General features: G+C 37.7%; 19 protein-coding genes. 8 read left to right on the top strand and 11 right to left on the bottom strand.

All coding sequences use genetic code 11. The features are described from left to right. Positions 1-144 precede the first annotated feature (144 nt). The 5 genes from H4J67_RS04365 to H4J67_RS04345 all read left to right on the top strand — a co-directional run bounded on the left by H4J67_RS04365 (position 145) and on the right by H4J67_RS04345 (position 5,090). On the top strand, positions 145-492 hold the full coding sequence (locus H4J67_RS04365; protein ID WP_182202984.1) for a hypothetical protein: 348 nt from the start codon (positions 145-147) through the stop codon (positions 490-492). A 114-nt stretch (positions 493-606) separates the two neighbouring features. Further along, entirely contained in the window at positions 607-1,608 is a 1,002-nt protein-coding gene (locus tag H4J67_RS04360) for a hypothetical protein (protein ID WP_182202982.1), read from the top strand. 156 nt (positions 1,609-1,764) lie between these two features. Continuing rightward, the gene (locus H4J67_RS04355; RefSeq protein WP_182202981.1) at positions 1,765-1,983 is read left to right on the top strand and encodes a hypothetical protein; all 219 of its coding nucleotides are present in this window, start codon (positions 1,765-1,767) and stop codon (positions 1,981-1,983) included. Beyond that, positions 1,947-2,837 carry a hypothetical protein gene (locus tag H4J67_RS04350; RefSeq protein WP_182202979.1) on the top strand — a complete coding sequence of 297 codons (891 nt, stop codon included), beginning with the start codon at positions 1,947-1,949 and terminating at the stop codon, positions 2,835-2,837. Before H4J67_RS04355 ends, H4J67_RS04350 begins: the two co-directional genes overlap by 37 nt. Before the next feature lie 369 nt (positions 2,838-3,206). Continuing rightward, positions 3,207-5,090, top strand: a complete 1,884-nt coding sequence (locus H4J67_RS04345; RefSeq protein ID WP_182202977.1) for a TonB-dependent siderophore receptor — start codon at positions 3,207-3,209, stop codon at positions 5,088-5,090. 71 nt (positions 5,091-5,161) lie between these two features. Here the strand turns inward: H4J67_RS04345 and ribBA are convergent, their stop codons facing one another. From ribBA to H4J67_RS04290, 11 genes are all read right to left on the bottom strand, one after another. Continuing rightward, the gene (ribBA, locus tag H4J67_RS04340) at positions 5,162-6,271 is read right to left on the bottom strand and encodes a bifunctional 3,4-dihydroxy-2-butanone-4-phosphate synthase/GTP cyclohydrolase II (RefSeq protein WP_182173670.1); all 1,110 of its coding nucleotides are present in this window, start codon (positions 6,269-6,271) and stop codon (positions 5,162-5,164) included. A gap of 81 nt (positions 6,272-6,352) precedes the next feature. After that, complete coding sequence (locus tag H4J67_RS04335; RefSeq protein ID WP_182202976.1) at positions 6,353-7,018, bottom strand: riboflavin synthase; 666 nt, start codon at positions 7,016-7,018, stop codon at positions 6,353-6,355. 55 nt (positions 7,019-7,073) lie between these two features. Next, positions 7,074-8,210, bottom strand: coding sequence for a bifunctional diaminohydroxyphosphoribosylaminopyrimidine deaminase/5-amino-6-(5-phosphoribosylamino)uracil reductase RibD (gene ribD, locus H4J67_RS04330; protein WP_182202974.1), 1,137 nt, complete (start codon positions 8,208-8,210; stop codon positions 7,074-7,076). Beyond that, entirely contained in the window at positions 8,211-8,666 is a 456-nt protein-coding gene (gene nrdR, locus H4J67_RS04325) for a transcriptional regulator NrdR (protein ID WP_070375859.1), read from the bottom strand. A gap of 229 nt (positions 8,667-8,895) precedes the next feature. After that, positions 8,896-10,152, bottom strand: coding sequence for a serine hydroxymethyltransferase (gene glyA, locus H4J67_RS04320; RefSeq protein ID WP_182173679.1), 1,257 nt, complete (start codon positions 10,150-10,152; stop codon positions 8,896-8,898). Between the two features lie 306 nt (positions 10,153-10,458). Further along, on the bottom strand, positions 10,459-11,148 hold the full coding sequence (locus tag H4J67_RS04315; RefSeq protein ID WP_182173682.1) for a hypothetical protein: 690 nt from the start codon (positions 11,146-11,148) through the stop codon (positions 10,459-10,461). Beyond that, positions 11,145-11,747, bottom strand: a complete 603-nt coding sequence (locus tag H4J67_RS04310; RefSeq protein WP_182173685.1) for an RNA polymerase sigma factor — start codon at positions 11,745-11,747, stop codon at positions 11,145-11,147. The genes H4J67_RS04315 and H4J67_RS04310 overlap by 4 nt, the downstream gene beginning before the upstream one ends. 32 nt (positions 11,748-11,779) lie before the next feature. Then, complete coding sequence (locus tag H4J67_RS04305) at positions 11,780-12,943, bottom strand: ABC transporter permease (RefSeq protein WP_182173688.1); 1,164 nt, start codon at positions 12,941-12,943, stop codon at positions 11,780-11,782. Beyond that, positions 12,940-13,686, bottom strand: coding sequence for an ATP-binding cassette domain-containing protein (locus H4J67_RS04300; protein ID WP_182202972.1), 747 nt, complete (start codon positions 13,684-13,686; stop codon positions 12,940-12,942). The genes H4J67_RS04305 and H4J67_RS04300 overlap by 4 nt, the downstream gene beginning before the upstream one ends. A gap of 13 nt (positions 13,687-13,699) precedes the next feature. Continuing rightward, the gene (locus H4J67_RS04295) at positions 13,700-15,166 is read right to left on the bottom strand and encodes an alpha/beta fold hydrolase (protein WP_182202970.1); all 1,467 of its coding nucleotides are present in this window, start codon (positions 15,164-15,166) and stop codon (positions 13,700-13,702) included. 340 nt (positions 15,167-15,506) lie between these two features. After that, a complete protein-coding gene (locus tag H4J67_RS04290; protein WP_182202968.1) occupies positions 15,507-17,090 on the bottom strand; it encodes an isocitrate lyase in 1,584 nt (527 codons plus the stop codon). 342 nt (positions 17,091-17,432) lie between these two features. Between H4J67_RS04290 and H4J67_RS04285 the strand changes: the two genes are divergently transcribed. Genes H4J67_RS04285 through H4J67_RS04275 form a run of 3 tightly spaced genes read left to right on the top strand, consistent with a single transcriptional unit; the run spans position 17,433 to position 19,471 of the window. Next, complete coding sequence (locus H4J67_RS04285) at positions 17,433-18,368, top strand: LysR family transcriptional regulator (protein ID WP_182173700.1); 936 nt, start codon at positions 17,433-17,435, stop codon at positions 18,366-18,368. A 9-nt stretch (positions 18,369-18,377) separates the two neighbouring features. Beyond that, a complete protein-coding gene (locus H4J67_RS04280; protein WP_182202967.1) occupies positions 18,378-18,755 on the top strand; it encodes a CidA/LrgA family protein in 378 nt (125 codons plus the stop codon). Next, on the top strand, positions 18,752-19,471 hold the full coding sequence (locus H4J67_RS04275; RefSeq protein WP_310740503.1) for an LrgB family protein: 720 nt from the start codon (positions 18,752-18,754) through the stop codon (positions 19,469-19,471). Before H4J67_RS04280 ends, H4J67_RS04275 begins: the two co-directional genes overlap by 4 nt. The last annotated feature ends 218 nt before the right edge of the window (positions 19,472-19,689 follow it).

The raw sequence follows: 19,689 nt of genomic DNA, 5'->3' as shown, positions 1-19,689 counted from the left end.
TTCTACCTGGTGCTATTTCAGGTGAATGGTCTTCAACAACAACCGTTACACTAGACGATGAAGTTAACGTAAATAATTCATTACCTACCAAACAAAAGTTAACAAAATCATTAAGTCAGACTGGCAGTATGGCAGTATGGCAGTATGGCAACCTACACTTATACATCTGATTACGACAATGGTGCTTATTTAGAAGCTGTAGTTCCTACTGATGAAAATAATGATGGTATTCCTGACTTTTATACTTATTACTACTGGGATGGTACATCAATAAATGATAACGGCGAATTAATTAATTATAATGATGAAGTTGTCATTTTAAGTCCTGACACCTCATTTTTCACACGTACCAATGAAGATCTTGATGAATTACTTGAAGAATCAAGAATTCATGCCAATTCAGTGAAAGATGCCGCTACAGCATATGCATGGGAAATAGAAAATTGGCATAGAGAATACCAATTAAAATTATCCTCTGGAGCAAGAGTCTAAATTTTTCCTCATGAAAATGAAGAGGAAATTGCTGCTATAGCTGCCGGCACTTCAAGAGAGCTTTCAGGGAATATTACTTCGAGTTTGCCAATTGAAGATGTATTTACAATAACGGTGAGTGATGACAGCAACACAGTTACTGTAAAAGACGATACTTATACTCGAGTCTACGGTGTTGATTATACGAAAACGGCTAACTTTACCTTTACTCGCCATGTAACAAGTAATATGGGAGGCCAGGTTACAGATATAAGAACTTTTTCAACGAATGATGTAGATTTAGATGTAGAAGAAGTCTTAATAAACCGACACGCTTCTTTTGGTATAGATCATGAGTTTTATCTATTAGTTCGAATCACTCCTATTGATGAAAATAATGATGGTTTAGCTGATTACTTTACGCAATCATACACATATAGCGATTACATGAATGAAGAAGGCGTATTAGTTGATGAAGATGGCATCGCTTTAATAGAGAATCCTTTTTATGCATTTGATACTTGGGAGAGTGCTGAGCTTCATTGTCAGATACCTTTTAATCCTTTTTCAACAACAAATGCTTTAGAAGCTTATAAGCAGTTTATAGTGAATGGAAGAGGATCTTACTTAACAACATATATCGACGGTGTAGGTTCAGTGGAAGCAGAACTATCTGCCGAAGATATTGCTTCAATAGTTATAGGGAGTAGAACCTTTTCTGGTGTTAACACGCATCCAGATAGTGATGAATCATTAGAAAACGAAGATGTTTTCTTAGATTTAAGTGCTGCGCTCTCGTTGGAAGCAACTTTAGGTCATTACCAAGTAAACTTAATGCTATCAGGTCAACGTACCGCTTTTGATGACGGTAAGTTCGATCTTGAAATGAGTTACAAATTGCCTGGCGATCAGAATATGCGTAAGTTTGTTGCCCATATGAAGACTGATGAAGAAGGCGCTTTTAGTGTAAATAACAGCGAAGGTGTATTACTCATAATGAATGATGTGGAAGATTCAACATCCGATGTTATTGGTAGTATTGTAGTAAGTTCTTCAGCAACTAAAATTGCAGATATAGAAGATCGTGATGGTGTTATTTGGTTTATATTTACCGATGAAACAACCGAAACACTGTAACCTCCATTATTAGCTAAACAAAGAGTAGAGATAAAATACCAGTCATGTGTGTGACTGGTATTTTTTTACTTATAAGTTAAGTTGTTTTATTAAACTTAACCTTTGTTTAGCTACAATAAATATCATGGAAAACGCCGCTAGAACTTAAGGGAATTAATGAACGTTAATTATTTATTTTTATTACTATTGATATTTTTATCTACTTTTTCTCAAGCTTCAACAAAAATTGAAGTATTTACCACAAGCCAATCATTTAGTAATATTTTACCCGTTAAGCAACTGACAACTGGCAACAATCACCAAAAAAAAATGCTAGTGACGGTTTTACACCAAATGAAGTGGGTACGAGCAGTTATTGGCAACACTTGTCGTTGAGTGTTGCACAACGCTATGATTATTTTGTTTATTCAAATCGCGATACAGCAAAAGTATTCTATTTAGACAGAAACGATTTATCACTCGACACACAAGAAAAATATCATATCGCATTAAAGTTATTCCATCAGCGTAGTAATGGTTTACGTATCGGCTATAAATATGAATGTGAAAACTTTAGTAGTGAAATACGTGTCGGTTATTGGGACTTAAATGTCACGAGGGAGTCTAACTTAACGGGTACCCTTGCAAGTGACCTTAATGGCAATATATCTGCCATTGCACAATTAGATGAGTTTTATACTGCCAATAATTTTTTAAAACGCCGCAATAGTAACGATTGGGATGCCGATGGCACAGGTATAACGATTGATATTCATTTACGTTGGCAGCTAAGCCAATACTTCTCTATTAACGCTGATTTAAAAGATATCTATAACCATTTTACCGTAGACGAATCTGGCTTTAGTGCGGGTAACATAGATACCGATGGTACTTTTATTAATAGTGTTGGCGGCGTCGCCTACTTACCTGTTTATCGTGGTAAAGAAACGACCAGTAAACATCAGTTTGAGTTACCTGAACACTTAAGCTTTATCGGTTTATATCATCACAGCGAGCAAATAAGTTATCTAGCACGTTATAAAAGACAAGGTGAGCAAAATTTTTATTATTTAGGATTCGATATCGCACACGAAAATTCATCAACACGGATTTCATTTGATATTGAAAATACCGCCCCAGAAATCCAATATAAAAATGACCGGTTTTCAGTTACCTTTGCGATTGACAGTCTTAAAATAGAACAGGCAATGTTACTAAATTTAGGCTTTAATCTCTACTATCGCTTCTAAAACTAGCCAGTGGCTAAAGCCATATAACTTTTAGCTTACTTTGAAAAAACAGCTCAAGAGGTCCAATATAAAAGTGACTGGTTTTCAGTTACCTTTGCGATTGATAGTCTTAAAATAGAACGGGCAATGTTGCTAAATTTAGGCTTTAATCTCTACTATCGCTTCTAAAACTAGCCGGTGACTGAAGTGATGTCAATTTTTGCTTGCATTGCACGGTAGAACCAACTAATTTAATAACAAAGCTATTAATTTTTAATTTATATGAGAATTTTCGTTTGGATTATTAGCTGTCTTTTCATTGTTCCCCTTAATAGTAGTTTTGCTGCTGTCGCTGAAAAAGACATCTTTGATCTCAGCATAAAGGAGCTAATGCAAGTACGTATTAGTTTAGCCACAAAAACTGAAGAAACGGTCCTAACAGTACCTTCAACAATCACGGTCTTTGAACGCACTGATATTGAATCATTAGGGGTCAAAAATGCCTATGATGTGATGAATTTTGTTCCTGGCTTTCAAATGACTCGTGGTGATTGGGTAGGAGCGGTCCCAAAAGAACATGCCCGAGGCGTTTATTTAGATAATGGTTATATTCTTGTTATGGTCAATGGCGAGCGACTTAATGAAGTTTCCTTTGGTAAAGCTTCCGTTTACACCCCCCATATTCCCATTGGTATTATTGAACGTATTGAAGTTATTCGAGGTCCTGGTTCAGCGCTTTATGGCAGCAATGCTTTTTTAGGTGTTTTAAATATAATTACTCAACAGTCATTTAAGCAGCTTAAGGTAAGTATAGGTGAAAAAGGTTATCAGCAACTTTCTTCTAGTTGGCAAAAAAACTTATCTAAAGACTTACGTTTACACAGTAATATTTCGATAGAGAAGTCTAATGGCCATCAATATACCTCACCATTGAATCGCCAAGTTAAAGACCCCTATAGTAATACCTATTTAGAACTCGGTGCACACTATAAAAATAATAAACTTAACATCCGCTATAGCGAAAATGAACTCGATGAATTTATTAATCTTGGTGGCTATTCTGTAGATAATATCCACACCAGTGAAAGCTTTTCAATATCGGGTAAAAGTAAGATATGGCACAATGACAAGCATCAGCTAGAGATTAAGGCGTCTTATAGCCTCTTTGAAATCAAGTCTGCTGGGATGGCCTTAGCAAAAGAGTCTGGCCTTATCGAAAATGATTTTTTGGTGGGGCCCTTTTGGCAGACCCAATCAAGCGATGTAAACCTAGATCACAGTTGGATAGTTAATCCACGTATTCATCTCAATTCGGGGGTTGAATATCGCCGCGCTGATCAATTTCAATCGGGTAACGCCGTCACTTACTATGATTATCAGCAAGAGCGGATTATCGTTAGTGATGAAAATTATCTCGACAAAATTGTCGCTATCGCTGTGATGCCTGAAACAAAAGCGTTAAATCAAGCCCAAGAAATGCATGGAATTTACAGTCAACTCAAGTGGCAAGTCGCCAATAATATTAGTTTATTTTTAGGGGCTAGGTATGACAAGGTGATAGATATTGATCATAAACTGTCACCGCGTGCCGCAGCAGTTTGGCAAGCCAATAAACACCATAGCTTAAAATTACAATATGGTGAGTCATTTCGTACACCGGTGAATAACGAACTTTATTCAAATGACAGTGTAACTAACGGCAACCCTAATTTATCCTCAGAGTTTGTCAAAACAACAGAGCTCGTTTGGATATATCAACGTAAAGATTTTTCCAGTGAACTGGTCTTTTTTCATAATGATTTACGAGACTTTATAAATAAGGTTCCTGACGATGGCGACGCACAATTTACTTTTGCTAACCATGTTGATATGGAAATCAGTGGCTTGGAAAGCAGTGCCAGTGTTGAATTAACGCGAAAATTACGTTTGTCACTCAACTACACCCATCTCTTTGATGATCCCATTAATGAGAGTTTTAAACACTTTGGTAGTGCCAATTTAAGCTATAAATCAGGACAATGGAAATTTAATGTTAATGGTATTTGGCGAGATGAAGTAATACTACCTCCAATTAATGATGTGCGTTTTATACAAAAACAGTATTTTTTAATTTCAGGTAAAGTCACTTATGAGCTTGATAAAAAACAGCAACTTTCATTCATTGCGCAAAATTTACTGGATAAAGATTATGTTGTCTTCGACCCAAGAGTATTTAACGGTGAAGTACCTGGAAAAGGCAGAGAAATATCAGTGAGTTATCGTTATCAATTTTAACGTAATCACAAGCTTAAATGTTCATCTATAAAAAATATTTCTATAGATGAACAAACTTGGACTAAGGTTAATTATTCCGCTATATATTCAACAACTTCAAGACCAAATCCTGATAACGAATGATACTTAGTTTGTGAACTTAACAAGCGCATTTTACTGACACCTAAGTTAGAAAGGATTTGTGAGCCTACGCCAACATTACGAGAGCCAACATGACGCTTTATTTCATTAACAACTTCACCCGCATCAATTTTTGCATATTTTTCAACTTGAGAAATTAACTCCGCAGTAGATTCATGCTTACCTAAAAGTACTAAAACACCACCTTCTTTGGCAATTTTTTCTAAAGCATGTGCCATTGGCCATTGAGCAACACTCTCACGTTGGCTAAATAATAAATCTCTAAAGGTATTTTCTAGATGAACACGAACTAATGTTGGTTCGTCAGCTTTAATCTCACCTTTAGTTAGGGCAAAGTGCGCCTGTCCATCAATGGTGTCTTTAAATACCGTTAAATCGAACTCTCCAAAGGCTGTTGGTAACTTACATTGAGAGACACGTTCAATAGTGGTCTCATTAGCATTTCTGTATTCAATTAAGTCGGCAATAGTGCCCATTTTTAAATCATGCTTTTCAGCAATAATTTCTAAGTCTGGTCGGCGCGCCATAGTACCGTCTTCATTGAGTATTTCAACAATAACGGCGGCAGGCTCTAAACCGGCTAAACGCGCTAAATCGGTTCCGGCTTCTGTATGGCCTGCGCGATTTAATACACCTCCATCTTTGGCTATTAATGGAAAAATATGCCCCGGCTGAACAATACTTAAATGATTGGCATCTTTGGCAACAGCAGCTAAAACAGTCGTTGCACGATCGCCAGCAGAAATCCCGGTAGTCACTCCTTGAGCGGCCTCAATTGACACAGTAAAATTTGTGCTAAATTGAGCGTCATTTTTTTCAACCATCAAAGGTAACTTGAGCTGCTGGCACTTTTCAACAGTCATCGGCATACAAATTAAACCACGACCGTGAGTCGCCATAAAATTAATGGCTTCAGGTGTTACTTTTTCAGCAGCCATAATGAAGTCACCTTCATTTTCTCTGTCTTCATCGTCCATCAAAATGACCATTTTACCTTGAGCAATATCGTCAATAATTTCTTGTGGGGTATTTAAATTCATGATCATCTCTTTTATTTAATTTTTTTTCATAATTTTGAGGAATACAATAGTGCGCTTGAACACAAACGCCACCTTGTTTGTTTACTTCATAAAACCATTACGTGCTAATAGTTCATGAGTCACACCTGAACTATGGTGCTCGGCCGTGCTAGCGGCTTTTTTTGTTAATAGCCTTTCGATATAACGGGCAATTAAGTCAACTTCTAAATTTACTTTAGTGCCCGCTTTATATTGAGCAATAATGGTTTGCGCGTTAGTGTGAGGAACGATCGTTAAACGAAATTTATCATCGGTGACACTGTTAACCGTTAAGCTCGTGCCGTCAATCGTAATAGAGCCTTTTTCGGCTATGTATGGCGCTAAATCACTTGGCATTTCAAGCCAGTATTCTAGGCTATTTCCATTATGTTCAATCGAGGTTATAACAACCACAGCATCGATATGACCAGACACCATATGTCCGCCAAAACGAGTGGTGGGTAACATAGCTTTTTCTAAATTAACAGCCTGCCCAGTTTGATAGTCAACAAAGCCGGTACGCTGTAAGGTTTCATTAGAAACATCAGCACTATAAGTTGATGAGTCGAAAGCGACAACGGTTAAACAAATGCCATTGGTCGCTATTGAATCACCTAATTTAACATCACTCATATCTAATAAACCGGTGGAAATAACAATTCTTGCACCCTGTCCAGTAATGTTTATCGCTTGAATGCTACCAACTGCTTCAATTATTCCTGTGAACATAATCACTCTTTAAGTCATTTTTAGGTCAAGTAAAACTCAACACCATACTAAAATTTTACGATAAAAGTTTAGCAGTAATACGGATATCTTTGCCGATCATACGTAAATCAATTATATTTAGTTCTTTTGCTTGGCTCAAGCTTTCAATACTTGTCATATTCACTAAGCTTTTACTGTCTGCACCCATTAATTTAGGGGCTTGGTATAAAATCAATTCATCAACTAAATTTTGTTCAATAAAAGCACCCGCTAATCGAGCGCCTGACTCAATGAGTACATCATTCAAATTTAGTTTAGCTAAATATTGAAGTAATGCAGGTAAGTCAATCTGCTGTTCATTAGCTAATGTATTGACGACAGGTAAAGCCACCTGCTTTACAAAATGAGGCCACTGATGAATGTTTTCAATGGTACGACGAATTAATATTATTGGGCTGGGCTCATTAAATAAAGCTAAGTTAGGCGTTAAGCGATTTTTTGTATCTATAATCACTCTTATTGGTTGCCTGACGTCTTCCTCTTGATAACTATCTTTTAATTCCCCTAGCTCAGACCAACGTACCGTCATTTTTGCATTATCGGTTAATATACTGTCAGCACCACTAATAATCGCACAACTTTGCGCACGTAAACGCTGAACATCTTGTCGAGCTTGAGGGGAAGTAATCCATTTACTTTCACCGTTTTTCATCGCGGTTTTTCCATCTAAACTCGCCGCTAATTTACAACGGACGTAGGGGAAACCTGTGGTCATTTGTTTGATAAAACCAACATTTAAATCTTCAGCCACTTCTCTTAACAAGCCATGCTGCGAAGATATTCCCGCTTGTGCTAACATTTTCAAACCATCACCAGCCACTTTAGGATTTGGATCAACCATCGCCGCTATGACATGTTTAATACCGGCAAGAATAAGTCCTTTGGCACAGGGTGGCGTTAATCCGTAATGACTACAAGGCTCAAGTGTTACATAAGCGGTTGCACCTTGCGCATTTTTACCCGCCATTGCTAACGCGTTAACTTCAGCATGGCCTTCACCTGCTTTTTGATGAAAACCTTCTCCGACAATTTCACCACCTTTTACCAAAACACAACCAACGCGCGGATTAGGAGAAGTGGTAAAATGTCCTTGTTTGGCAAGCATTATAGCCCGTTGCATAAAACGGTAATCTTCGGCTGAGAATTCTTTCATCTATTTTTCATTACCTAAGCGCGCAATTTCTTCACTAAATTCGCGAATATCTTCAAAAGAGCGATAAACCGAGGCAAAACGCACATAAGCGACTTTATCTAATTCTTTTAATTGTTCCATAATGATATTACCAAGCAACTCACTCGATACTTCTCGCTCACCCGTGGCACGTAGCTTTGATTTGACTTTATTAATGGATAGTTCGACTTGTTCGACACTTACCGGACGTTTTTCGAGAGCTCGCACTAAACCATTACGCATTTTATCTTCATTGAAAGGCTCACGTGAACCATCATTTTTAATAATACGTGGCATAACTAACTCAGCAGTTTCAAAAGTAGTGTAGCGCTCATGACAGGCTAGACATTCGCGGCGACGGCGAACTTGATGACCGTCAGAGACCAAACGAGAGTCAATGACTTTCGTATCTAAGGCTCGACAAAAAGGACAATACATGGAAAGCTCCAAAAAAGGTGATACCGATTCCAAGAAGTATATTTTTATCTTAATGGACTCGGTACTTTCGACACATAGCTCTGTTTAATTGACAGAAACAATAATGGCCGCTAATGCGGCCATTTTAGTCTAATTAAGCTATTGTTACATTAACTTATTTATAGCTATTCCCATTAGACTATAAGTGCCACAGCTATATCGCTTAAGACACTAAAGTCGTTCGCTTAATTTACGCGTATACAGGGAAGCGTGAACAAAGTTCTTTAACACTGGCTTTAACATCAGTAACTGTCTGTTCATTGTTGATATCGTCTAAAATATCACAAATCCAACCGGTTAATGCTTGTGTTTCAACAATACCAAAACCACGACGCGTAATAGCCGGAGTTCCTAAACGTAAACCGGAAGTTACAAACGGAGAACGTGGATCGTTAGGTACTGAGTTTTTGTTTACCGTGATATGGGCACGGCCTAATGCAGCATCAGCATCTTTACCTGTGATATCTTTATCAATTAAGTCAAGTAACAACAAGTGGTTTTCAGTGCCGTTAGAAACAACTTTATAACCGCGTTCCTGAAGAACAGCAACCATAGCTTTAGCATTGTCTAAAACATTCTGTTGATAAACTTTAAACTCAGGTTCTAATGCTTCTTTAAATGCAACGGCTTTAGCAGCAATAATGTGCATTAATGGGCCACCTTGGCCACCAGGGAAAACAGCAGAGTTTAATTTTTTATAGATAGCTTCGTCATCACAACCCGAAATAATTAAACCGCCACGAGGGCCCGCTAATGTTTTATGAGTGGTTGTAGTAACCACATGCGCATGTGGTACTGGATTTGGATATAAACCGGCGGCAATTAAACCAGCAACATGAGCCATATCAACTAAAAAGTATGCGCCAACGCCGTCTGCGATTTTACGCATACGTGCCCAATCAACAACACCAGAGAAAGCAGAGAAGCCACCAATGATCATTTCTGGTTTATGCTCTTGTGCTAAACGTTCCATTTCTTCGTAATCAATATCACCTGTTTCTGGGTGAAGACCGTATTGAAATGCTTCGTAAGACTTGCCAGAAAAACTAACATGAGAACCATGCGTTAAATGTCCACCGTGCGCTAAGCTCATTCCTAACACTTTACCACCTGGAGTAACAAGCGCTTGAAAGACTGCAGCATTAGCTTGAGAACCGGCATGAGGTTGCACGTTCGCGTAAGTTGCGCCAAATAATTCTTTTGCACGGTCTATGGCTAATTGCTCAGCGATATCTACGAATTCACAACCACCGTAGTAACGTTTGCCTGGGTAACCTTCAGCATACTTATTCGTTAATTGAGAACCTTGTGCTTCAAGAACACGCGGGCTACAGTAATTTTCTGAAGCAATAAGTTCGATGTGCTCTTCTTGGCGAACTTTCTCATTGCTCATCGCTTGATAAAGTTCCGGGTCAAAATCAGCAATATTCATATCACGTGTAAACATGGTTTTTCCTCAATTATTCAGCCTTAGCTGTTACAGACAATTGTCTAATGGATAGCAAAATTTATGCGGCGTATATTGCCTGAAATCAGCTCGGTTGTACACGGATAAAGGTACAAGCTTTAGCTCATTTAGTAATCTAATATGCCAAGAGTGTTGCTGTTATTATCGATAAAAACTTTTACAGCTTTGATCAACGTTAACAGTCAATAGAATATAACGAAGAAAAAAAGCAATAACAAGAAATTTAAAACAGAAATAGAGTAGAAAAACAAAATATAATATACCTTACTAAGGAATAACCAATATTTATTTTATTAAAATATCATTTAGTTGTTTTAGCTCTGCTTGCCTTTTTATATAAAAATACTGACTGACAAGCCAAATACTCACCAGAAATATATTCAAAATAGCCAGACCAACAATCGGTGATTTTTCTGATTGCTCGGTGACAGCAAAAACATACCAATTGGCAAAGGGCCCAATAATGAGACAAGAGAACTTTATTAACTGAATGTAGCTAATAGACGACTGACAACCGACAATGGCATGTTCAATTGCTTTATCTGGACTGCCACAATTTATTTTCCATGCGGATAAACGGACTTTAATGGCAAATATTACAAAAATAATAGAAAGAATACCGCCACCACCTAAGTAAATAATGGTTGCTTGATCTTTCGAGCCACTGAGCCACATATAGCTAGCAGCAAACAACATAGCCAGCGTAGCCATAATATCTATGGCTAATAAAGATTTAGCCCACACAGTTCTTTGCTTTGTTTGCTTAAGTAAACGGTTGATATCGGTTTTAATAATAGGTTGGCTTTGCCAGTCTTGGCTCATCTGCGCCCATTGCTCATCAATTACCGAACTATCAAGTGGTTTAGTCGCTTTATTCTTGGGCAAAGTTGCAACATCAAGTATCGCCTCAGCTTGACTTTGCGTAGATAAAATCACTTTACTTTTTTTATGTAACAGGGAATCTTCTTCGTTCATACCGCCTCCATTAACTTACTCAAAGCGATTTTTGCGCGTTGTAAACGCACACCAACAAGATTAACAGATATCACTAAAATATCGGCAATTTCTTGATAACTCATGCCTTCGAGCGCTAAGGTGATCACTTGCTGTTGTTCAAGTTTAAGTTGCCTAATAGATTGAGCTAAACGTTGTTGTCTACGTTGTTTTTCTAAGCTTTGAGGAGGTGTTGGTTGAATTTTATCTTGCTCTGTCTCTTGGCTAATATCATCAATACTTTGCTCTACCTTGACACTTTTTACTGCTTTGGCAACATGCGTCGCTAAAACATTATGAGCAATACGAGCAACAAAAGTTTTTACCGTACAATCATTTCTAAAGCTAGGTAGTGACCGCCAAAGATTGAGGGCTATTTCTTGAAAAAGCTCATCTTGAATTGACGGTTTTGCTTCAAATCCGGTAATGATATGACGGAGTAATTTTTCATACTCTGTCATCCATTGGGTGAATGTTTGCTGATAATTTGCAGTACGTTTCAAAGAATAACTCAATATATGTTGATACGCCGTTTGAAAGCGGTCTTGTTGCTGTAATGTTAATTCTATCGAGTTATTCATCTTAATACCAACTCAGCGTATTGTCATAAAGATTAACTTAATGACATCACCACTTTTTCTGATTTTAATTTTTGTGCGAGTGCCAGCACTAATGCCACGGTCATCGCCACTGTAATTGCGGTGGTACTTGCAAGCACAGTCCAATCGACAGGTAAGCCCTTGAAGACATCTTCCATCAACATTGATTGTCCTGAAATAGGTAACCAATTCACCCACTCAGGCTTATCATCAATCATCATAATGGCAAACGGTACCATAGCAGGTAGCATAATTAACATAGAGACGGTTGACTGTGCTTCTTTAAAACTTTTCGCTTGAAACGAAAAGAATAATTGTAAAGCTGTTGCAAAAAAACATAGTGGGATAAGTAGTAGTAATAAGGCCGCAATACTAAAGGCATTTAAACTAAAGGTTGCCCCTATTTTAGTAAGATCAATAAAGCCAACAGAAACAGTAGTTAATACCAACATAATAACAATAGACAATACTGAAATAGAACTGGCACAAGTCATTTTTGCCAACACTATTTTGAGGGTACTAACAGGCTGACATAGTAGCATCTCTAAAACATTACGCTCACGCTCCCCCGCACTCGAGTCAATGGCGATTGATAGCCCCGAAACAAAAGCGCCCATCAATAAATAGATACCTAAAAACATCGAGACCATCACTGCATTGCTGGTTGGAAGTGCTGTATCTTGCTCTTGTAGAACAATAGGTTGTAATAAATTAATATCAACTCCCCTGACCAGTAAACGCTTATAACCGATATCAAGTGAGTATTCTCGTACCACTTCTTTGACTCTTCGGATCGGTGCACTAGAGGCTTTCTTACCAAAATCTGCACGTAAAACAACGTCTATAGCCTGACCTGCTAACATTTTTTCAGCGAAGTCTTTTGGTATATCTACTTCAATATTACGTTCTTGCCATGCGTACTTTTCTTCTTCAGGTACATCGGCAAATTGTAAAATATTATTGACGGCAAACTTCTCGATCAATTTGGGTGCAAATTCAGCGCCGGTAAATTGCACATAAATAGGCGGGTTATCCACGATTTCTTTGATCATGGTTTTCGATATTACCATAATCATTATTGGCGCGAATAAGCCCATACTTAACGCGACCATCAAGGCACGTTTATCACGAAAGGCTTCTCTTAATTCTTTAATTAATAATGCTTTAAACTGGATCATGCGGCAACTCCTTCATCTGAGCCAATTAATTTAACAAAGGCATCTTCTAATAATTTTTTACCCGCTAAATCACATAACTCTTGTGGTGTGCCTTGTGCGGCTAATTTACCATCAGAAACAATAATTACCCGATCACATAAAGCCGCAACTTCTTGCATGACATGTGATGAAAATAAAATACAATGACCTTTCTCTTTAAATTTGGCTAAGTGATTGCGCAAAACCCGTGTACTCATTACATCGAGTCCGCGAGTAGGTTCATCAAGAACAAAGTTTTTCGGCTGATGCACTAAAGCCTGAGCTAAAGTGACTTTCATCCGTTGCCCTTGCGAGAAGCCAACTGTTTTACGATGCGCTAATTCTTCCATTTCTAAATCTTTAAATATTTGCGCTATTGCCGCTTTTTTCTTCGCTCCTTGCATACCATGAAGACTGGCAAAATAGTCCACTTGTTCATAGGCAGTTAAACGCTCGTACAAACCAAATTTGTCCGGGAAGATTCCTAATCGTTGCCTAACAGCTAAAGGGTCTTCTAAAACATTAATACCATCGACTAATACAGAACCTTCATCAGCTTTTAGCAAACCATAGAGAGTACGTAAACAAGTCGTCTTACCCGCACCATTTGGACCTAGAATACCGGTGATCTCACCATTTTTAGCAGTAAACGACAAACCATCTAGGGCTTTTACCGTATTTTTTTTATCGATAAAGCTTTTATGTAAATTGTTAACTTCAATCATAATAATTATATCCTTATAGGTTACCGTTTAAATGCGTCATAAATGTTTCACTTTTTAACTCAGCTAAACACGATTCATCTAAATCATTCGGATCGAGTGTTGTTAGAAACTCATTAACAATTTCAATACCGCAAGGCGTTGAAGCAACAATATGTGCACTGTTTTTAGAAACAATGTGGTGATTATTAGGTAAGGTTTTCGCAGATTCATCACCGTTACTCGGCGGTGTTACTGGGTCTAAATTTCCTGATAAAATAAGAGTTGGGATATTAGCCGTAACACTTTGATAGAAATCATCGCTAACCGAATACTTAGGCCATAACGGACAGGCTTGCAGCCAAGCACTATGGCTATCGTTGCCACCAAAAGTATTGTTGGCATCGCCAGCAAACATTTCAGTAGTAATTTTAGGAAAGTCTTCATTACAGACAATATTTAACGTTAACCCCACATACATACCCATTCCCCCTTCTGACATGGCAATTAAACCAATCATGGGTTGATAGTTACCTAAAAAAGCTTGATGTATAACCAAGGGCACTAAAGTACGGGTTTGCATAGAGTATAATTGCATGCGTAAATTACTAATAAACTTGCTACGACTTAACACGAAGTCAGTCTTTGTACCTAAACGGGGATGCGCTATTTTAAGATTTACCGGTGCTTGTTCTAGTTGAGCAATAACCGCTGTAAAGTCATCCTTTAATAAAGGGTAAGCGCTGTTACAACTTTCATCTTGCTGGCAGTTTTCGAGTAATAAATTAAATGAACGCGCGGAACTTTGACCAAAAGTACCAATAGGCACTTCAATGGGACCAACACTATCTAGTACGACACTGTTAAGTGCATCAGGAAAAAGGCGCATATAAACCAAAGCCGCACGTGTACCGTAAGAGCCACCATAAATATTAATTTTTTCATGGCCGAGTGCAACGCGTACCGCATCAAAATCACGAATAGCATTTTCTGAATTATATTGACTTAAGTCGCCTTTGAATTGTGCGATACAGTCTTTGATTTCTTGTGGAGAAAAGTCTTCAGGAATAATTTCATAAGCGTTTATTACATCATTTTCATCACACGATAAAGGATGTGATTTCCCCGTACCTCGTTGATCCACTAAAATAATGTCATGCGACTTTTTAATTTCACCAAAAGTACTAAATATATGCGCAGCTAGTTCAACTGATGCTTGACCTGGTCCACCCGCTAAGAACATTAAAGGTTTTTTATTTTGACTACTATCAATAGCAGGCAGCACCGCAAAATTAATGGTTATTTTTTCACCTTTGGGTAAACTATAATTTTCTGGTACTTGTAATGTGCCACACTGAACTTGCGACTTAATGCCCTTTAGGTGACAGTTTTCCAAGCTTAAAACTTCTTTATTATTATTTTGTGTATTATTGTCTTCAGCTAAAAGTAGTGAGCTAAAACTCAGTAAACTTAATGCTAAAAGACTTTGCCATTTTATCTTCATTATTTTATTCCTTTTAAAATATCGAACATATAGTCTCAGCCTTGGACTTTTTATTACAGTTTATTTTAATAAAGCGGCATTTATTTTTAAATAATTGTTTATAAATGACATTTAGCAGTATTATTTTAAGCAAGGGTCAGTAATTTTGTCCAATACACCGTTATCCTGATACTTAAATAAATTCAGCATGACGATAAGTCCGCAAGACTAACAGTGATCATTCATCGTTGATTGCCATCCATGGCAACACAACATTCCGTACATCCTGACCATAAAAAAACCGAATAACATTTAATGCTATTCGGTTTTTACTTCTAGAGAAAACTGTTTTTAATCGTGATTAGAACTGGTTAGAGGTGTTATTCTCGCCACCTGCTTTAAGTGCGTTCTCACCAGCAAAGTATTCTTTGTGATCATCACCCATGTCAGAGCCTGACATGTTTTGATGTTTAACACAGGCAATACCTTGACGAATTTCTTTACGTTGTACACCTTCAACATAACCAAGCATCGCCGCGTCGCCAAAGTATTCTTTAGCTAGGTTATCTACAGACAATGCTGTTGTATGGTAAGTAGGAAGCGTGATTAAGTGATGGAAGATACCAGCTTTACGTGAAGTCTCAGCTTGGAAGCTACGGATTTTGTCATCTGCTGATGCAGCTAACTCAGTCGTATCGTAATCAACATTCATTAAATCAGCACGTACATAGTTAGATACATCTTCACCCGCAGCAACCATAGCGTCAAACGCTTGCTGGCGGAAATTTAATGTCCAGTTGAACGATGGGCTGTTGTTGTAAACAAGTTTAGCATTTGGAATTTCTTTACGAACTTCATCCATCATGGCAGTGATATCGGCAACGTTAGGTGTCGCTGTTTCTATCCATAACAAATCAGCACCCGCTTTAATTGCTTCGATGCTATCAAAGACACAACGCTCTTCACCAGTACCTTGACGGAATTGGTATAAACCAGAAGGTAAACGTTTAGGACGAACAAGTTTACCGTCACGGTTAAAGCATACATCGCCTTCAGCCATGTCAGCTACGTCAATCTCTTCAACATCTAAGAAAGAGTTATAGATATCACCTTGATCGCCTGGCGTTTTAACAACCGCGATTTCTTTAGTCAGACCAGCACCTTCAGAGTCAGTACGTGAAACGATAATACCGTTGTCGATACCTAGTTCAAGGAATGCATGACGTAAAGCACGAATTTTTGAATGAAAATCTGCATGAGGAACCGTTACTTTACCATCTTGATGGCCACATTGCTTTTCATCAGCAACCTGGTTTTCGATTTGAAGAGCACAAGCGCCTGCTTCAATCATTTGCTTAGCCATAAGGTAAGTTGCTTCTGCATTACCAAAACCAGCATCGATGTCAGCAATAATTGGCACAACGTGAGTAACATGGTTATCAATTTTATCTTGAATAGCGGCTTTATCGGCGGCACTTGCTGCGTCTAGGTCGCGAAAAAGACCACCAAGTTCTCGTGCATCGGCTTGACGAAGAAAAGTATAAAGTTCTTTAACTAAAGCAGCGACAGATGTTTTTTCGTGCATTGATTGGTCAGGAAGAGGACCTAATTCTGAACGAAGCGCTGCAACCATCCAACCTGAAAGGTATAAGTAACGACGGTCTGTTTTACCACCAAAATGTTTCTTAATAGAAATCATTTTTTGTTGGCCAACAAAACCGTGCCAGCAACCTAAAGACTGAGTATACTTAGAGCTATCAGCATCGTAAGCATCCATATCGCGACGCATGATGTCGGCAGTATACTGAGCGATGTCTAGACCAGTTTTGAATTTATTCTGTGCTCTCATACGAGCTATTGACTCAGGATTAATCGTATCCCAAGAGGTACCTGCATTTGCTTTAATCGCTTTAACCGCTTCTATTGCATTTTGATAATTAGACATAGCACTCTCCAAGAGTCTGGTAATATTTTTAAAAGGTTTTATTCGCTTCAACACTTAAAATAAAAAGTAAAAATTAAAGCAAACACACCGAACAAGACAAAGTCTAGAACATCCTGAGAGTATTCTTAAAATATATAATATCAATCACTACCATTCACAAGATAAATACCAAATTCACAAATAATAATTGTACTTATTTTTCAATAGGTAATAAGCATAATCCTCAATATTACCGCTTTAAAAGGTGATTAATATTTTTATTAGTCACTGAAAACTTCTTGATTTATTTTTCCGTACATGACATATACATTAGTTATATTATTTCTTTTGGTCATAAAAACTATGAATATTGCTAAAATCGATTTAAATCTACTTATTTATCTTGACGTTTTATTAAGAGAAAAAAATGTTACTCGTTCAGCAAGCCAGCTTAATATTACCCAACCGGCAATGAGTAACGGTTTAAAAAGACTAAGAAACTTATTTAATGATCCGATATTAGTAAGAACATCTGATGGCATGGTACCCACCGAACGCTCGCGCGCCTTAGCACCAGTGATCAGAAAAATCTTATTAGAACTTGAAGAAGCGTTGCAGGGTGAAGAAGAGTTTAATGAAAAGCACAGCCAACGTGTTTTCCGCATTATGGCAAGTGATTACGCGGCATCAACGTTACTGCCAAGTTTATTAAGAAAAATAAATGAAATTGCCCCGAATGTGACCATTGATATTATGACGCCAAGTGACGTAACTTTTCACGATGTTGAAGCTGGAAAAATTGATATGGCGATTAACCGCTTTGATGAATTACCACAGTCATTTCATCAGAAAACTATCTGGCGTGATTCATTCTCATGTTTGTTAAGTGCTAACAGCCCTTATGTAGCTGAATTCAATTTAGATACTTATCTGTCGTCAAAGCATGTTTGGGTGTCAAAAACTGGCTTTGGGGTTGGGGTGGGTATGGATCCCAAAGACGTACAAAAATTGGGTTGGGTAGATGAAGCGTTAGCGCGTATAGACAAGCAAAGAGATATAAAGGTTTTTACCCGTAATTATCATGTTGCCATGCAACTCGCTCATGAAGATGGTTTAATCGCTACTTTACCAACAAAAGCGGCTTTATTACACAAAGACGATAAAAAATATACCATTGTTGATCCCCCTTTTGACATTCCTGATATAGAATTAAAAATGATTTGGAGCCCGTTATTACATCATGATGCTAGCCATATTTGGTTTAGACAACTGGTTATTGAAGCGGCAGCACAAGGGTAATATTACGCCATGTTTAGTCATATAATCTACAGTATATTCTCGGTGGGCATTTGTTTGTTAGCAGGTAAAATGATTGAGACTTTCCTGCCGATCTTACCTGCTAGTTTATATGGCATGATGATGTTCACTATGCTATTGCATTTTAAGATACTTAATGCCAAGCGTATTCAACCTTGTATTGAGTGGGCGTTGGCTAATATGGCAGTTTGTTTTGTCCCTGCGGGTGTTGGTATCATTAATCATTTTGAATTAATTAAAGCGCATGGCTTCACCTTAATTGCCATTATCTTTTTTACGACCTTTTTATTACTCACTTTTGTTGGACTTGTGTATCAGCGACAACTTAATCGACAACAATTAGCCGCAACTAACGAGCAAAAAAAGTGATAAGCCAACCTCTTTTATCAATGATAAGCGCTGCCTTATTTTTTATACTGCTTACGCTGGCGGTTTATCATGCCTATGCCAAGTTACAACAAAAATTAAAAAAAGCCTGGTTAAATCCAATGCTGTTATCGATTCTAACGCTGATCCCATTTTTGCTAATATTTAATATTTCTTTTGAACAGTACTACCAAGCCACCGCCTCATTAAATAAACTCTTAGAGCCTGCTGTTGTGGCTTTGGGTTTCCCGTTATACCAGCATCTTCAAACAATTAAACAACAATGGCGACATATAATGGTACTCTTATTGGTAGGGGTATTTATCGCTATATCGATAAGTTTTATCATCACTTTATTGACCATTAATCAATACGATATTGCCGTATCACTTTCTTTGAAATCAGTAACAACACCGATTGGCATAGCATTAACGGAACAACTCAATGGCAGTAATTCCATCACTGCATTTGCGATAATTTTAGCCGGATTGTTTGGCGCTTTATTAGGTCCTCCTTGGCTATCTTTAATTAAGGTTACCTCACCCAAAGCACAAGGCTTAGCTATTGGCGCGGCTAGCCATGCATTGGGAACCGCAACGATTAGCAAAGTCAGTTATGAGCATGCCGCCTACAGTTCTTTGGCTTTGATTATTTCAGCGGTTATCACTGCCATCTTTAGTCCAATGATTATTAATACTTTGGTACTTTTTTTACGCTAACGGCCCACAACGATTTCACTATATAGACTGATAACGATGAGTATTCTGCAACAGCTTTACCATAATATTTCTAATGAAAAATGCTTAACGCGCTTTATTAAAAGTTATATTCACAGAAAAAACAAATCAAACAACTTACATTCATAGTACTTATAATAGCTATTATTAATAACAATAATTAGTTATTGAACTGATATTAATAAAATCAAAAACTAAAT

Origin of the sequence: Colwellia sp. BRX10-4 (genome assembly GCF_014077465.1) — a bacterium.
In the GTDB taxonomy this organism is placed as follows: domain Bacteria; phylum Pseudomonadota; class Gammaproteobacteria; order Enterobacterales; family Alteromonadaceae; genus Colwellia_A.
This window is presented reverse-complemented; position numbering and strand designations above follow the sequence as displayed.

Bases quoted from the DNA above. Each gene is read 5' to 3' on its own strand.
- H4J67_RS04365 (WP_182202984.1), top strand. From the start codon at position 145: ATGGCAACCTACACTTATACATCTGATTACGACAATGGTGCTTATTTA.
- H4J67_RS04310 (WP_182173685.1), bottom strand. From the start codon at position 11,747: ATGAATAACTCGATAGAATTAACATTACAGCAACAAGACCGCTTTCAA.
- ribBA (WP_182173670.1), bottom strand. From the start codon at position 6,271: ATGAATTTAAATACCCCACAAGAAATTATTGACGATATTGCTCAAGGT.
- H4J67_RS04280 (WP_182202967.1), top strand. From the start codon at position 18,378: ATGTTTAGTCATATAATCTACAGTATATTCTCGGTGGGCATTTGTTTG.
- H4J67_RS04290 (WP_182202968.1), bottom strand. From the start codon at position 17,090: ATGTCTAATTATCAAAATGCAATAGAAGCGGTTAAAGCGATTAAAGCA.
- H4J67_RS04285 (WP_182173700.1), top strand. From the start codon at position 17,433: ATGAATATTGCTAAAATCGATTTAAATCTACTTATTTATCTTGACGTT.
- ribD (WP_182202974.1), bottom strand. From the start codon at position 8,210: ATGAAAGAATTCTCAGCCGAAGATTACCGTTTTATGCAACGGGCTATA.
- H4J67_RS04355 (WP_182202981.1), top strand. From the start codon at position 1,765: ATGAACGTTAATTATTTATTTTTATTACTATTGATATTTTTATCTACT.
- H4J67_RS04305 (WP_182173688.1), bottom strand. From the start codon at position 12,943: ATGATCCAGTTTAAAGCATTATTAATTAAAGAATTAAGAGAAGCCTTT.
- H4J67_RS04335 (WP_182202976.1), bottom strand. From the start codon at position 7,018: ATGTTCACAGGAATAATTGAAGCAGTTGGTAGCATTCAAGCGATAAAC.
- glyA (WP_182173679.1), bottom strand. From the start codon at position 10,152: ATGTTTACACGTGATATGAATATTGCTGATTTTGACCCGGAACTTTAT.
- H4J67_RS04300 (WP_182202972.1), bottom strand. From the start codon at position 13,686: ATGATTGAAGTTAACAATTTACATAAAAGCTTTATCGATAAAAAAAAT.
- H4J67_RS04315 (WP_182173682.1), bottom strand. From the start codon at position 11,148: ATGAACGAAGAAGATTCCCTGTTACATAAAAAAAGTAAAGTGATTTTA.
- H4J67_RS04295 (WP_182202970.1), bottom strand. From the start codon at position 15,166: ATGAAGATAAAATGGCAAAGTCTTTTAGCATTAAGTTTACTGAGTTTT.
- nrdR (WP_070375859.1), bottom strand. From the start codon at position 8,666: ATGTATTGTCCTTTTTGTCGAGCCTTAGATACGAAAGTCATTGACTCT.
- H4J67_RS04345 (WP_182202977.1), top strand. From the start codon at position 3,207: ATGCAAGTACGTATTAGTTTAGCCACAAAAACTGAAGAAACGGTCCTA.